General features: G+C 35.4%; 16 protein-coding genes. 11 read left to right on the top strand and 5 right to left on the bottom strand.

The features are described from left to right. Genes H7A25_24495 through H7A25_24470 form a run of 6 tightly spaced genes read left to right on the top strand, consistent with a single transcriptional unit; the run spans position 1 to position 4049 of the window. Positions 1-975, top strand: a complete 975-nt coding sequence (locus H7A25_24495) for a hypothetical protein (GenBank protein ID MCP5503081.1) — start codon at positions 1-3, stop codon at positions 973-975. Positions 976-985: 10 nt separating this feature from the next. Next, a complete protein-coding gene (locus H7A25_24490; protein ID MCP5503080.1) occupies positions 986-1504 on the top strand; it encodes a hypothetical protein in 519 nt (172 codons plus the stop codon). Next, complete coding sequence (locus tag H7A25_24485; GenBank protein MCP5503079.1) at positions 1504-2355, top strand: M50 family metallopeptidase; 852 nt, start codon at positions 1504-1506, stop codon at positions 2353-2355. The genes H7A25_24490 and H7A25_24485 overlap by 1 nt, the downstream gene beginning before the upstream one ends. Next, a complete protein-coding gene (locus H7A25_24480; protein MCP5503078.1) occupies positions 2345-3292 on the top strand; it encodes an SDR family oxidoreductase in 948 nt (315 codons plus the stop codon). The genes H7A25_24485 and H7A25_24480 overlap by 11 nt, the downstream gene beginning before the upstream one ends. A 3-nt stretch (positions 3293-3295) precedes the next feature. Continuing rightward, positions 3296-3826, top strand: a complete 531-nt coding sequence (locus H7A25_24475; protein MCP5503077.1) for a hypothetical protein — start codon at positions 3296-3298, stop codon at positions 3824-3826. Between the two features lies 1 nt (position 3827). Further along, positions 3828-4049, top strand: a complete 222-nt coding sequence (locus H7A25_24470) for a DUF167 domain-containing protein (protein MCP5503076.1) — start codon at positions 3828-3830, stop codon at positions 4047-4049. On the opposite strand, the gene H7A25_24465 is transcribed toward H7A25_24470, so the two are convergent. The 3 genes from H7A25_24465 to H7A25_24455 all read right to left on the bottom strand — a co-directional run bounded on the left by H7A25_24465 (position 4046) and on the right by H7A25_24455 (position 8287). Further along, positions 4046-5242, bottom strand: coding sequence for a hypothetical protein (locus H7A25_24465; protein MCP5503075.1), 1197 nt, complete (start codon positions 5240-5242; stop codon positions 4046-4048). The two genes, H7A25_24470 and H7A25_24465, sit on opposite strands and share 4 nt — an antisense overlap. Positions 5243-5359: 117 nt before the next feature. Then, on the bottom strand, positions 5360-7480 hold the full coding sequence (locus tag H7A25_24460) for a response regulator (protein MCP5503074.1): 2121 nt from the start codon (positions 7478-7480) through the stop codon (positions 5360-5362). A 3-nt stretch (positions 7481-7483) separates the two neighbouring features. Beyond that, positions 7484-8287, bottom strand: coding sequence for an aldolase (locus tag H7A25_24455; protein MCP5503073.1), 804 nt, complete (start codon positions 8285-8287; stop codon positions 7484-7486). Between the two features lie 307 nt (positions 8288-8594). Between H7A25_24455 and H7A25_24450 the strand changes: the two genes are divergently transcribed. Continuing rightward, entirely contained in the window at positions 8595-9575 is a 981-nt protein-coding gene (locus H7A25_24450; GenBank protein MCP5503072.1) for a SpoIIE family protein phosphatase, read from the top strand. Here H7A25_24450 and H7A25_24445 read toward each other — a convergent pair. Further along, positions 9564-10892 (bottom strand): serine hydrolase, encoded by a 1329-nt coding sequence (locus tag H7A25_24445; protein MCP5503071.1) that lies wholly within the window; start codon positions 10890-10892, stop codon positions 9564-9566. The two genes, H7A25_24450 and H7A25_24445, sit on opposite strands and share 12 nt — an antisense overlap. Here H7A25_24445 and H7A25_24440 point away from each other — a divergent pair. The 4 genes from H7A25_24440 (at position 10865) to H7A25_24425 (ending at position 14557) form a co-directional block, all read left to right on the top strand. Then, a complete protein-coding gene (locus H7A25_24440; protein ID MCP5503070.1) occupies positions 10865-11446 on the top strand; it encodes a hypothetical protein in 582 nt (193 codons plus the stop codon). The two genes, H7A25_24445 and H7A25_24440, sit on opposite strands and share 28 nt — an antisense overlap. Before the next feature lie 151 nt (positions 11447-11597). Then, the gene (locus H7A25_24435) at positions 11598-13148 is read left to right on the top strand and encodes an IS21 family transposase (protein ID MCP5503069.1); all 1551 of its coding nucleotides are present in this window, start codon (positions 11598-11600) and stop codon (positions 13146-13148) included. A gap of 36 nt (positions 13149-13184) precedes the next feature. Further along, complete coding sequence (locus tag H7A25_24430; GenBank protein MCP5503068.1) at positions 13185-13670, top strand: ATP-binding protein; 486 nt, start codon at positions 13185-13187, stop codon at positions 13668-13670. Positions 13671-13771: 101 nt separating this feature from the next. Continuing rightward, positions 13772-14557, top strand: a complete 786-nt coding sequence (locus tag H7A25_24425) for a transposase (protein MCP5503067.1) — start codon at positions 13772-13774, stop codon at positions 14555-14557. 147 nt (positions 14558-14704) lie between these two features. Here the strand turns inward: H7A25_24425 and H7A25_24420 are convergent, their stop codons facing one another. Continuing rightward, positions 14705-15205, bottom strand: coding sequence for a hypothetical protein (locus H7A25_24420; GenBank protein ID MCP5503066.1), 501 nt, complete (start codon positions 15203-15205; stop codon positions 14705-14707). Between the last annotated feature and the right edge of the window lie 144 nt (positions 15206-15349).

The following is a 15349-nucleotide window of genomic DNA, read 5'->3' as shown; positions in this document are numbered from 1 at the left end:
ATGGGGTATCTAAAAATTTTTTTGTTCTATATAGTATGTTTACTAATCCCGTTAGTAGTTCAGGCAAAAGATGCAGCCTCTTATTTTGAAGAAGCCTATGAAATAGAAAAAAGCTCTCCACTTTTTGCAATTCCATTATATGAGAATATTTTAAATAATATAAAGAATAAAGATATAAATAAAACTGCCATCAGTCGCTTATTTTACTTATATGTGAAATATAATATGTATGAGGAAGTATTCTTATTCAATAAAAAGCATAGTCCGAATAAGAGTCGGAAGAAAAATACATCTAAAATTATAGAAAAACTATCCAAAAGATTGGGTTTAAGTCCCTTAGAACTTTCATCTATTATTAGTCTTGCTGTAAGTGCTGATAAAAGTACACATCCTTTATTAGTGGAGAAATATAAGTTAAAACCCAGTATAGAACTGTTTCACCTGATTTTTTCTATTAAAATGAAAGTACCGGATACGGAGGGAATTGCTTATCTTCTTTCTGAATCACCCAATGCAAACCCCATATTTCGCCTGGCTTATTTTCTTAAAGCGAAACCGGAAAGTCTAAGAAAAGCCTTTTTTGATATGGCTTCCATTTCAGCTCTTTCTACCCAGCAAAAGATGGATATGTTATACCTCTATGGTTTACACCTGCGAAACCAGAGAAGGTATAAACTCTCTGCGAGGTATCTCTGGATGAGCTCCTCTTACAATCCTTATAAACGTAAGAACTATATTGATATTAGTACAGTAGAACTGGCTAAAACTTTGATTATTTCCGGACGTTCCAGTGAAGCCTGTTCCTTTTTGAAGCCGGGAAAAATTCTTATAAGAAACGAAGGAGATGAACTATTAGATTTATATTGTAAACAAAAAAATACCCTTAAAATTAAGAAGTTAAAACCCTCCTTGCAGATTTTAGCTCAAAGAGAAAACGGACTTTTCTTTAAAAAAATATTAAGGATTATTAATTAAGGTATTTACCATGAAATATATTATATTTATCTTATTAACAGTATCTTTGTTTGCAACAGAAGAGAAAAGTAAATATCCTTTTTTCTATTTAAAACCCCTGCGATTGAATCTCGACTTAAATCCCGAATTAGTAAAAGTTTGCAGAATTGTTTCTAAGGATGTTTTAAAGTATCGGAAATTGTCCTTAAAAAATTGTTATAAACCCGGTTATTCTTTTAAAGGAGTTCTGGATTCCGCTTTGAAAGATTATCCCGACAAGAAGGAATTGGTTTTTAAGATAGTAGATACCCTTGATAAACCTGTTGAGATTGAAATCGAGATAGATGAGAATAAATTTAGTTTAATGGGTTTTGTGTATATGCAAAAAGAACAGACCTTTCATATTGAATTAAAAGATAAAAAAGGAAATTTCTTTTTCTATACAAGTGAGCCGGTACTGGTTCATCTAATTGCTAATTCCGAAGAAGGGTCAAAAGAAGATACAGAACCAATTCAGATAGAAAAGAAGAAGGAAGAGGAATTGGAATAATGACAAAAACCGGTAAACTTTCTCTACTTATATCCATACTGCTTTTACTTCTGGCATTCTGGGATAATGAATATATGAAACATATCCGGGGATTGGTGGTTCTGATTCACGAAGTCTCTCATGCCCTGGCAGCACTTTTTACCGGCGGTCTGGTAGAAAAGATAAGTATTCATAGCAATAATTCGGGAGAAACCATAGCTGTAGCCGGCAAAGGTTCTTTTTTATTTATCGTTTCTGCCGGCTATTTGGGTTCTTCTTTTGCCGGTGGTTTTTTATTAAACCGGGGTTTAAAAGATGAACATGTAAAACCTCTCCTCTTAGGACTGGGGTTAATTCTTGCGTTTTTAAGTTTTTTCTATTCGAGTATGGAAGATTTGGCCTTTATCACAGGTATTGCCTGGGGAACTTTCTTTTTTCTTTCTGGTTTATTCGGAGGGAAATATGGTCGTTATCTTTTGATATTTATCGGAACCTGTCTCGGACTTTACAGCGTTTATGATCTTTTTGATTTTATAGGAAATATACACCTGACCGATGCCGGCATTTTAGCATCCTATCTACTCGGCAAACCTCCCATGTCAGAAGAAATTCGGGACTTAGGTTATATTATTGCCCTTTTATGGTCTTTTATTAGTTGTTTTCTCTTATATGCGTTTATTAGTAATGCCATGAATATTGAAGATGACAAAGATTTGGGTTTAGAAGAAATGTTAGAGCAGGTAAATAGGGGGAATGTTCAACCGGAAGTTGCTGACTGGTTTTTGAACAAGGGATTGGATTTAGATGGTAAGCCCTTAACGAATGAAACGATTAAAAAAATTTATGAGGTAAAAAACAAACATCATGTCTAAGAGAATTTTAGTTACAGGGGGAGCCGGTTTTATAGGGTCTCATCTATGTGAAAGATTATTAGAAGAGAATAATGAAGTAATTTGTATAGATAATTTCTTTACAGGGCGAAAAAAGAATCTGTATCACCTTATGGATAAACGTCGATTTGAATTAATCCGACACGATATCATTGAACCCTTTCAAATTGAAGTTGACCAAATTTTTAACTTTGCCTGTCCGGCATCTCCCGTCCATTATCAGTATAACCCGATAAAAACAGTCAAGACAAATGTTCTCGGAACCACCAATATGCTGGGACTGGCCAGGAGAACAGGAGCCAGAATTTTGCAGGCTTCTACCAGTGAAGTTTATGGTAATCCCCTCGAACATCCGCAAAAGGAAACTTACTGGGGTAATGTCAATCCTATCGGTATTCGGAGTTGCTATGATGAAGGTAAGAGAATTGCCGAGACTCTTTGCTTTGATTATCACAGACAGAACAAGGTAGATATTCGTGTAATCCGTATATTTAATACTTATGGACCCCGGATGTTAGAGAATGATGGAAGGGTCGTGAGTAATTTTATTGTACAGGCACTACGCGGAGAGGATATTACGATCTATGGTGATGGCTCTCAAACCCGTTCCTTTTGCTATGTAGATGACCTGGTGGAAGGCATTCTTCGCATGATGAACAATCCCGATTTCATCGGACCGGTAAACCTCGGAAATAATAAGGAGTTTACCGTGAAAGAACTGGCCGAAGAAATAATCGCTTTAACCGGCTCCAAATCTCAATTGGTATTCAAGCCTTTACCGCAGGATGACCCGGTTCGCAGGCAGCCGGATTTAAGTCTTGCAAAAGAAAAATTGTCTTATGAACCCAAGGTGCCGCTTACGGAAGGATTAAAAAAGACAATCGCATATTTCGAAAAAGAAATACAAGAGGGAGGATAAATTTTGCGTAGTATAATTCTATTTGTCTGTAGTCTGTATCTTATTTCCTGCTCTTTAAAGACAAAGGTGTATAACCCGGAAGGGAAAAATGTGGATTCAAAAACTCTATCCCGCATTTTTACAGATGAGCGTCTGCGTATCATTTCTATTAATGGAAAGGAACTTTCGGATTCTTATACACATTATCGGTCTTCCTGGAATGATTTTTATATACCGGAAGGTGAATATACTTTTCTTCTTAGTTTTGCTTCTCAGAAGAAGGATGGGACTAAGGTTAAATACAGTTCTTCAGAGAATCCGAAAAATAACAGGACATTAAAAATGAAAGTAGAAAAAGGGATCCTCACCTTTATCTGTGCAGGGCTTTCTGCAAAAGATGAAAGTCAGTATCAGGAAAAGAAAGGTGGAGAAGTTAAGTGGCAACCTTTCAGTGTAGAATTAGAGTATTCGAGTGATCTAAAAGATAAAACCTTACAAGCTGCTTCAGTAACAAAGAAGTGCCGGGATAGAAACCAGCTTTTTCACAAGGATTAAAATGAAAGTCTCGGTTACGGTTAAGCCGGGTTCTAAAAAGCCCGGAATTGAAGAATTGGACCCGGAAAACTGGATTGTTCGGGTTCAAGAACCTGCCACAGACGGAAAAGCCAATGCAGCGGTGATAAAAGCCATCGCTGCCTATAAGAATATTGCAAAGTCCAAAGTGAAAATCATCCTTGGAGAAAAGTCAAAAAAGAAGTTAATTGAAATATCTTCTTAAGATAACTGTTCTTTCACCGGATCATTCTTCATTATAACTCTTTCCAGCCTGTCTCTGTCCCTATCATTGAAGTTACTATAACGGAAAAGATAGGTTCCCGAATTAAAAATAAGTTTCCCTATACAGCGTATTTTATGTGTTTCATCTAATTCCAGTTCCAGTTCCCAGAGCTCCTGACTGTTTACATCCCTGCTATCGGGTTCTTCAGCAGGATTGAAAACCAGGCCCCGTATAGAAACCTTCGTAGTAACTCCTCGAATTACCAGGGGTTTAACGTTTAACATAAGTTCGGGTTCTATAGGTCGCTCTTCACTTGCTTCTTCTCTGTCCGGAATGAATGTTTTTTTCACAGATCCATCTAACTGCAACTCTTCTATATAATGACCCTTCTTCTCCGGTGTCACTTTATTCTTTTTCGCTTCTCTTTGTTTCTCGGCCAGTATGCTTTTATAGTAGTAGGGTTCAGGAAATGCAGTCAATACTAGTTTTAAAGCAATTTGTGCCATGAGTTTTTGTGTATTCTTATAATCTAAAGCTCCGGTATGTTGGAATATTAGAGTATCCTTACCTATTGCCTTAACTTCACCGTGAAAAGTAAAGGAACCGAATTCAGGTCGAAAGATATAAAGTTCTATTTGCTCTTTAGCTTTCAGTCCTGTAGGATTTAGATCCGGATGAGCTAATAAGACTTCGTTCTGAACGGTTTTCATCACGGTACACATAAATTCTTTTTGATTATACAGAATATTACAGGCTTCTCCAGGGTATAAGTCCTGTATTGAAGAGAGTTTTTCATGAAGCATATTTCCGGGTATAAACAACCTGGCTAAAATGCTTACATTGGCTTTCGGATGATCTGACCTAAATTTTCTTAGATATTGAAGGAGCAAAAAGTGAAACATCTTTTTACTCATAGAACTTGCCAGTTCTTCCTGCTTATCACGACTCAAACTTGTGAAGAAGGTTTTAATAATCGCAATTTCCTGTGCATCGAGGCCGTGCTTCAGACTATAATGTAAAATTATATTCCAGTATTTGGATTTTTCCTGCTTGCTTCGAGTTGTTTTTCCGAAGAAATACGACAGACCGGCTCCTGCAAGAAAAAAGAGAAGGATAATGATAACTCCACCAATACCCAGCTTGGGCCATTCCAGAACTTTTTCTTGAGCTAATAATATGAAAATGGATTCCATAAAAATTCTCCTATTCTTAACACCCTGGTATTATTTTACCATTTTGGATGGAATACGCAAGTAATTTATCTTTTTGGCTATTGTATTTAGTAAAAAGGGCTAAACGGGGTAGGAAATTTATTCATTTTTTATAAGTTGATCTGATTCCAGTATTTCCATTACACGGGGAAGGATAATATCTTTAGAGGCCGGTTTGGGTAAAACGTGCTGTACTCCAATTTCATTTGCTAATTGTACATATTTCTTATAAGATTTTCCTTTCGGAATAATTACAGAAGTAAGAATAATCACCGGTATAGATTCAAATTGAGGACGTATTTTAATATTTCCTAAAAATTCAAATCCATCCATTTCGGGCATTGAAATATCAGTAATGATGAGAGCGGGTTGGAAGTGTCTTAAAAGCTCAAGGGCAATCAGGCCATTTTCAGCCTCGATAATAATGGTATCGGTGGCTCTTAAGATTTCTTTCAACTGTTCTCTTACGATTTCTTGATCTTCTACAATAAGAATAATTTTTTTATTCATCGGAAGACTCAGGAAAAAACTGGTTCCTTTTCCTTCCTGAGATTGTACCTGAATATCGCCGGAATGGGCTTCCATAATATCTTTACAAAAAGGTAGACCCAGCCCCGTTCCTATTTCTCCGAGAGTGCCGATAGTAGTTGTTTTTATCTCCTCCTTGAAAAGATCCGGCAAAAACTCTTCCGGTATACCTTTTCCGCTATCTTTAATTTCTAAGAACCTATCACCTTCATGAGGAATGATTTCTATAGTATCTTTCGCGGAACAAAACTTGACCGCATTGGATAGAAGATTGGTAAGTACTTCACGAAAAAGATTTGGATCTATAAAAATCTTAGTTTGTTTTTTTACCTGATTGACGAGGGTAATATCTTTTCGTTGTATCAGGGGATGGAATTGAGGAATGATATCATCCAAAATTGCTTTTAACTCTATAAATTCAGGTTGAAGGGTTAGTCTACCGGATTGTAGACGGTTCAGGTTGAGAAGTTTATCGATCATCCCTAAAAGGCTCTGTATGGAATTATAGAAATTCAGATACATTTCTTTTCTGTCTTTCGGACGAAACTCGTCTTCATCCTCGATCATCATCTCAAAGAAAGCGAGCATTCCACTTAAAGGAGAGCGAAGATCATGGGAAACAAGGGAGATAAACTTATCTTTCAAGCGGGTTGCTTCTTCAGCTTTTTCTTTTTCTTCTCTCAGGTCTTCTTCAGCTTTTTTTCTTTTTCGTATATCCTGTATTATCGAAAGACAATATTCTTTCGAATGAGAAGAAATGTAGTTATCTGTGATTTCTACAGGAATCAGGATGTTTTCTTTTGTTTGGTTTAAAGAAATATAAGTAAAAGAAGTTTGTTCTTTGAGCGTTTGCCAGTGTTCTTCCCAGCTTTTAGGGTTAAAATCCGGGTTAATATCGAGGTAACTCATTTGGAGTAGTTCTTCTCTTGTAAATCCGATGATTTCAGCAGCAGCTTTATTGGCATAGCAAATGGAAGCGTCCTTATTAACCACAAAGTAGGAGATGACAGAGATTTCAGCTGCTAATTGTATAATCGGATAATATTCGTTTTCAACCTGAGTTTGTATGGTTTCCAATTCATTTTTTAAGATTACATTGCTCTGACTTGTCTCAGGAGAAGATAAAAGTTTGATTCTATAATAAGAAAATGAAAGCAGGAAGATAAACATCCCGTAAGAGGATAACAAAGAAAAAGTATAAACGCCTGAAAGTATAAGAAAATCATTGAATACTGATAAACACCAAAGAATATAAGAGGGTAAAAATATCTTTCTTATTTCCGGTTTTAACTCCTTTGCCAGTAGTCTCAAGCTGAGAAGACTTAATAATAAAACAATAAACCTTGCATTATGATAAATAAAGTCATTACCCCTGCTAACAGGAAAATAAAGTCCTACAGAAAGAAAGAGAAGAAGTATAAAGGCTATTTTATATATAACATTTATCCTGTTCTCAAAGAAGTGATAGAGGATAGAATAAGCTAATGTGATAGAAGAAAGTTGAAAGAAAAGGAATTCCAAACCTTTTCCGCTTATAAGAGGTTCTGAAAAATAAATATAATAGCTGGTACTGACAGCAAAAAGGATTAAAATGTAATGACTTATTTTTTTAAAAAAGGGAGCGGTAAGAAAGAAAAGGGCCTGTGTAAGACCCATTCCTATAAATAAAAATTTGAGACTTTCTACTTTCATCCTTTAGGGCAGGGAATAAAGAACCTTCTTTTTTCCGAGCCTTTCACGATTCAATTCAATTCGATTATTGTAATAATAGTGTTTTTCAGGTTTGAGAAGTCCGAGAACTGAGAATAAATCCATTTCGAACTCCAGCATGGCCTCCGGAACCTCGTTTAATCCAACTTTTTTAGCTTTTTCTACATTTACAATAATGTGTCTGGAGTTAATCATATCCGGTACGATTCCCTCAGCTATAGCAGCAAAATTTTGTCGGGTGATAGTTCCTCCAACGCAGGTTCCCTTGCCTTTTGACCTGGAAATTTTTACTATTTGTGAGGTTACACGCATTACTTCCGGATCATCAGGAACCAGATTCATAGACGCAGAAAGGTCGGAACGGGCGGCTGTAATGTCATCGAGCTCTTCAAAAAACTTCGAATCCACAATTTCCATGATGTTTCTGTAGCCTGTAATGGTCTCAAGATTGATGGATTTGCGAATTTTTTCGTAGTCTGCTCTGGGGATCAGGGCTTTCAGGGTTTGAACGAAGTTTCGTAAGGCATACTCGGATTCTACCATAGGGGCTAAAATCGAATTTACATGTACAGAATGGCAAAAACGAATGTCCGTTCGGGCTTCTACGCCACCTATTTTTACTTTCAGGGGCATTATGTCCTTACTCAGGGCTTTGAGAAAACTCAGCTCTTCGTAATCCATGTCCTCGGTTTCTGTTCCACCTTTAAGGCCGTAAAAGCCATAAGTGTTTTTATAGTATTCGAGGTCTTTTTTGAGCTTTACAAGCTCTGATTCGATTTCTGGCCTCATTGGAATTACCTGTTGCATAGTCTTAATCAGACTATCGGCAATTTGTAATAAGTCAAACAAAATAATCCTATTTTATTTATGAAGGATAGGTTCCGGAATTCAGTCTGAAAATAATATTTTCCTTGTATCCGCTCTAAAAATCAGGGAATTACTGATGCTTCGCTCGCAGACTCTGTGAGAAATGAGGTCTTACCGAGGAGCGGTCTTTTTCAAGGAGGAATAATTTTTGTGTAGACACTTGCTTTTTAACTTTGAGCATATTACAAAACAGCGGGATTTTCTTCCTGCGTTTCTTGGAAACAAATTGATGGAAAATGATTTATTTAATGAGGAAGAAAAGGTTCTAGAATCCTGTGAATGTGCCCTAAAAGAGGAAGGTTCTCTTGATTTCAAAGATGAATTTAAGTCCTTGTTTAGCAATTATGAAAAACTATTAAAAGTAGCCCGAAAACTTACACGAACCAGTGATATAACCTCCAAGAAACTAAAGGAGGTAAATACTAAAGTAATCGAACAACGAGCAGAATTAAAGAAAGCCCATGATCTTATTCAGGAAGAACTGAAAGAAGCCGCGAAATATGTCCAGGCCTTATTTCCAAAACCTATAAGCGAACAGGATTATGCGGTTGATTGGCGGTTCATACCCTGTAGTTCATTGGGTGGTGATTCATTTGGCTATCATTGGATTGATAAGAATCATTTTGCATTTTATCTAATTGATGTCACCGGTCATGGAGTAAGAGCAGCTCTTCTTTCTGCTTCTGTTATTAATACACTTCGAAGTCAAACATTACCTAATACGAACTTTTTCGAGCCGGGAGATGTTCTTACTTCCCTAAATATAGCTTTCCCCCAGGAAACCCAGAACTATATGAATTTTACAATATGGTATGGTGTTTATCGGAAAGATACAAGAACTCTTACTTATTCCAGCGGAGGTCATCCTCCCACATTGATGTTTCCGGCAAATAGATATGAGTTTGATGAAGCAATCGAATTATCTACCAGGAATACCATGATTGGTTTACTTCCCGGTATAAAGTTTATTCAAGATAGTATTGTATTAAAAGAAGAATCCCGTCTTTATGTTTTTTCAGATGGAGCCTATGAAGTCCGACTGAGCAATGATAAAGTATTACAATATCCGCAATTTACATCTATCCTGAAGGAACTCCATTCGAGTCAAAAGCTAAATTTGGAGAATCTGCTTATCCATACCAAATCTTTATGTCAAACACCTGAATTTGAAGATGACTATACCATAATGGAAATTCGATTAGGGGTTTGATCCGCGAACAGGGGAAGGTTTTCTTTTATCAAGTGAATACTTCTCAGCGACTGCTCTAAAAAAAGCAATGGCCTGGTTTGAGCTTTGAAAATTATTGTTTGCAAAGTTGTAATTAGCTGAATTTTTAACAATGACAACGTTGGATTTTTTGTTTATGTAGATCATCTGATCATAGATTCCAACAGCAAGAAACTCCTTATCAAAATCTTCAGGAATCCACCATTGATAACCATAACCATGAACTGTACTGGCTGTATCTCTTTTACCGGGGAAAAGATATTTTTCCTGAGGGTAGGTTGATTCTTGTATCCAGGCTTTTGGAATGACTTGTCTGCCATTCAGAAAGCCATCCTGTAAATACAATATTCCAAAGCGAGCCATATCTCTGCTACGTAAGCATAAGCCACCTAAAGCCATAGCTTCCCCTGTATCATCAGCTAAAAAGTATGCGTTTGCTTCAGCTCCTAAATGAGACCACAAGTTTTTTACAAAAAGATTCTGAATTTTCTCTCCTGTTACATTACGTAAGACCATTCCCAATACATGAGTATCTATACTTACATAATGAAGAAAGGTTCCCGGTTTTCTTTGACTTCGCAGACTTAGTGCAAATTTATCAAAAGAGCCTCCTAAAGCGAGTATTCTTCCCAGACGATTAATGTCTGAGGATAGCTTAGTATAGTTTTCATCGAAATAAACTCCGCTCGACATTTGTAAAACATTTTTTACAGAAGCATCTTTATAGCCACTTTCCTTTAACTCTGGAACATATTTTGTTATTTTATCTGTAATCTTAATCTGTCCAGTTGCTACAGGTGGTCCGAATAGTGCAGAAATAAACGATTTTGTAACTGACCAGGATATTCTTAAATCCGTATCCTTTGTTCCTAAATAATAATCTTCATATATTATTGTATTATCTTGAACAATAATAAGAGCAGTTGTTATGGATTCCTCAAGAAACTTCTTACTATTATATGTCTTATTTTTATATAAAAATGTTTCAGGAATCGGGGATATGTTCTTTTGGAATTTGTGAACTTTGCCACTTCTTCTCAGATAAATAATAGGCATTCCTATTTTATCCATATTAGAAAAGTTATATACAATTTTATCTGGTGAAAACAGAGTCAATATATTATATAGGCGTAATACTTCATCCAGCAATTCCCGCTTTGCTTGTAACAGGCAGATAAGGCTAAGATTTTTGGGTTTGCAGGGAATGCTTTCGTAAACTTTTTCATCAAAAATCGCTTGTACCTGTACAGGGATATAGTCTTTTTGACTATATGTCAGGCAAAAACGAGTTACACGCACGGGTAGATTTATCAGCAGATGGACTTTATCAAGCAATTCGGGAGGAATTTTCTAAAATTCCAGACCACAGGGTCAATCCTTCGATTTCTCTAACAGATGCTTTGATGTCAGCCTTTGCTATCTTTTCTCAAAAGAACGCATCACTTCTTGAGTTTGAAAGAGAAAAAGTGAAGAATAAAAATCTTCAAAGTATATACAAGATTCAAGAGATACCTTCTGACACTCAAATGAGAGAAATTGTTGATGAAGTTTCAACAGGAGCTTTCAGGAAAATATATAAAAACCTTTTTTCAAAACTTCAGCGTGGCAAGGTTCTCGAATCTTATCGTGTCCTTGATGATTATTATATTCTTTCCGGAGACGGAACCGGATTCTTCTCTTCAGGAAAAATTCATTGTAAATCCTGTCTTGTAAAGAATAAGAAAAGTGAAACTCTCTACCAGCATATGATGTATGGTGCCTGTATTGTGCATCCGGATAAGAAAGAAGTTATCCCTCTTATTGTGTATTCCGGTTCAACCCTGCCAGTCATTCCGGTGAAAGTTGCCACCTGACTTAATGAAATAGAATTGCATTCCGTTTTTAGCTTTACCAGGCTTCTGGTTGAAACTTTACCACACGGAAAATAAGTAATTCGGGACAAAGGTTAAAAGTTTCCTCAATCATCGCAACGAAAAAGTCTTTCAACTAAGAGGGGAAAGACTGATGAATCAGAGGATAAAAATGAATAAAATTGTTGAAATAGTAAGACTCTACGAACTGGGTTTGAGTAAACGGAGTATTAGTCGAAACTTAAGTATTTCTCGTCCAGTAGTATCAGAGTATCTCCAAATATTCCGCAAGTCAAATATGACATATAAAGACCTCTCTCTTATGAAGGAAAGTGAGGTTCTGGATATATTAGATTCCAGAAATCTTTCCCGAAAAGAAAGGTATCAGCAGCTATCCATTAGGTTTCCTGACTATGCTGTTCAGTTGAAAAGAGTTGGAGTTACCCTGCAAATATTGTGGGAAGAATATACAAAAGAAGTTTCAGAACCCTATAGCTATACCCAGTTTTGTTATCACTATCAGACATGGAAAAACAGCAAAGAAGTCAGTATGCATATAGAGCATAAATATGGTGATAAACTGTTTGTGGACTTTACCGGAAAAAAGCTAAAAATAAAAGATCCCAAAACAAATGAAGAAAGAGAAGTTGAAGTATTTGTTTCTGTATTAGGTGCGAGTCAATTAACTTATGTAGAAGCGGTATATTCTCAGAAGAAAGAAGATTTTATTCGTGCCTGTGAGAATAGTTTACAATATCTTGGAGGGGTTGTGAATGCGATTGTTCCGGATTGCTTAAAAGCTGCGGTAACAAAAAGTGATAGGTATGAACCTGAAATCAATCCTGAGCTTTTGGATTTTGCCAGACATTATGATACGGTTATTTTCCCGGCAAGGCCCTATAAGCCCAAAGATAAAGCACTCGTAGAAAATGCGGTGAACATAGTATATACTAGAATATTTGCTCCTCTTAGAGATCAAACATTCCTGAGCCTCTCAGAATTGAATGAGGCAATACAGAAACTATTAGATAAACATAATAATCTAAAAATGCAGAGATTAAATCATTCAAGAAGAGAAGATTTTGAAAGAAACGAAAAACAGTTACTAAAGCCTCTACCTGCAGAAAAATACATGTTCAAGAAATTTGCAATGTCTACAGTAGCTGTAAATTATCATGTCTACCTTCCTGAAGATAAAAACTATTACAGCGTGCCTTATCGCCTAAAAGGTCGTAAAACCACGATAATCTATACTCAGGATATAGTTGAGGTATTCTACAATAATGAGAGAGTGGCTTTGCATAAACGTGATAGAGCACAGGGTAAATATAGCACAAATATAGACCATATGCCTCCCTCTCACAAGTCTTATGCGGAATGGAATTCTGAAATGATATTAAGCAGAGCATCTCTTCTGGGAGTAAGTGTAAGGGAGCTATCCTCAAATATTCTAAATACTTACAAATATCCCGAACAGGGATATAAAGTATGCATAGGGATTATTAACCTTGGAAAGAAATATGGGGGAAAGCGAGTTAATAGAGCCTGTGAAATCGCATTAGAATACAAGCAAATAGGCTACAGATTTATAAAAAATATTTTGCTAAATGGAATGGATGCATACGAGCAAGAAAACTTATCTTCCAATGACATCAAACATGAAAACCTGAGAGGAAAAGTATATTACAATAAGGAAGAATACTGATATGACTAATGAAGATACACTTGAAAAAATAAAAATATGGTTCTAAAATTAAGCTCCTTTGAATGGATCAAAAGGAAATATAACCTTATTATATCCGGCCCGACCGGAACTGGGAAAAGTTATTTAGCATGTGCTTTTGGAAATAATGCCTGCCTGGAAGGATACTCTGTGCTATATTACAATAGCAGTAAATTATTCAATTCTTTAAGAATGAAAAAAGTCGATGGAAGTTACAATAGAGAAATTGATAAGATAAAAAAAACGGATCTACTTATCCTTGATGATTTTGGACTGGAACCGTTTGATAAGAAAACAGCATTGTTTCTTATGGAAATAATTGAAGATAGACATGGACAAAAGTCAACAATTATTACTTCTCAATACCCTATTTCATCCTGGCATGATGTGGTAAATAACCAGACAATTGCTGATGCAGTTTGTGACAGAATATTACACTCTTCTTACACATTCACGTTGAAAGGAGATTCCATGAGAAAATTAATTACAAAAGGTTTGACTTAATCTATGTTAGGCTTTCATCTGTCATTAGGATGATTTTGAAAACATTTGAGTGGTAAAGTTTCAACCGGAATGACTGGCAGATTTCACCGAAATATACACTTATGTTTGAACCTATTACAAACGAAGATGGGAAAACAAAAAATGACTGTGAGTTAAACGCCTCTAAACGATTTATTGAAGATTTTAGAAGAGAGCATCCTCATTTAAAAACAATATTTGTAGAGGATTCTCTGTTTTCAAATGCTCCCCACATTGAATTATTGAAAGAAAAGAATCTATCCTTTATCATAGGTGTAAAAGAAAAAAATCACAAACACCTTTACAATCAATTTGATAAGCTACAGGAATTGAAAAAGACAGAGCAACTCTGTATAGAGAAAGATGGAGTTTCTCATTACTTTTCTTTTACAAACCAAATCTTTTTAAATGAGACTTCAGAACTCAAAGTCAATATCCTTGAGTATAAGCAGGTGGATAAAAAAGAGCATATGATTGTTTTTTGCTGGGTTACAGATATTGAAATTACAAAAGAAAATGCTTATGAATTGATGCGAATCGCGAGATCACGATGGAAGATAGAAAATGAAACCTTTAATACTCTAAAAAATCAGGGTTATCACTTTGAACATAATTATGGACATGGCAGTAAGAATTTGTCTAATAACTTTGCAACTCTTATGGTACTTGCTTTTCTTGTAGATCAAATCCAACAATCGAGCTGTGCATTATTCCGAAAAGCACTTGGGACTTTTCATGCAAAAAGATTATTCTGGCAAAAGATAAGAAACTTGTTTGAAATATTTGAATTTTCATCTATGGAGCAACTATTCCAGGCTATTGCTTATGGATTTAAAGCAAATATTTCTATAGGAGAAAATTCATCATAGCGAGATTTTTAAAAACAGTGAAAAATTTTCTGAAGGAGCTATTCATTCATTTTTCCTTGTACTAATTTTACTATGATTTTAGCTCAATTTTTACTATACATAAGTATTTTGGGTTCTTTTCCTCGAAGAAAACCCGTAAGTTATGGGTTAAAAAACAGGCTTTAAGAAGCCTTGTACTCTAAAGCGGGAATTGCTGACTCCAGCTTGATTAGTAATAATCTTTATATTGGAGCTTATTACACTTATTTCGAAAAAAGAACTATTACAATCATTATTAATACAAAACTTATATTTATATCCAATTTCTAGTTTTTTAATAATACTACCTTTTATAACCTTATAGAATTCAAAAAAAGTAAAATTATCCAAACTTCTTAGAAGACTCGAAGTATTTTCATTGGAATTATTGGGTTTTCTATAAATTCCAAAGTTGGCATCTATTAAAATATTATTTAAATCCGTTACCGTACCACTTACAAGTGTTGTATTATCAGAATTTTGATTACTAGTATTACTTATAATACCATACATAATTAAAAAATCTTGCAGTTTGTTATTTTTTTTATTTGAACAACCTGTTATAATAAACATAGATAAGATTACTAAAACAATTATAAAAACTATTTTTTTATAATTTCTTGATTTCATATATTCTCCTTTCGAAAATAATTTTGCAATGGCACTTAACGTTAGAGCGTAGCCGACGTGCCGCTTCGGCATGTCACCGAGCCAAAGAGCTTTTGCCAATGCAAGTGTCGTGACTGAGTGACTTCCGATCTTACGAAGGCACTA

The sequence above is a fragment of the Leptospiraceae bacterium genome, assembly GCA_024233835.1.
Classification (GTDB): Bacteria; Spirochaetota; Leptospiria; order Leptospirales; family Leptospiraceae; genus JACKPC01.
Note: the sequence above shows the minus strand (reverse complement) of the source record. Positions and strands in the feature narration are given on the sequence as shown.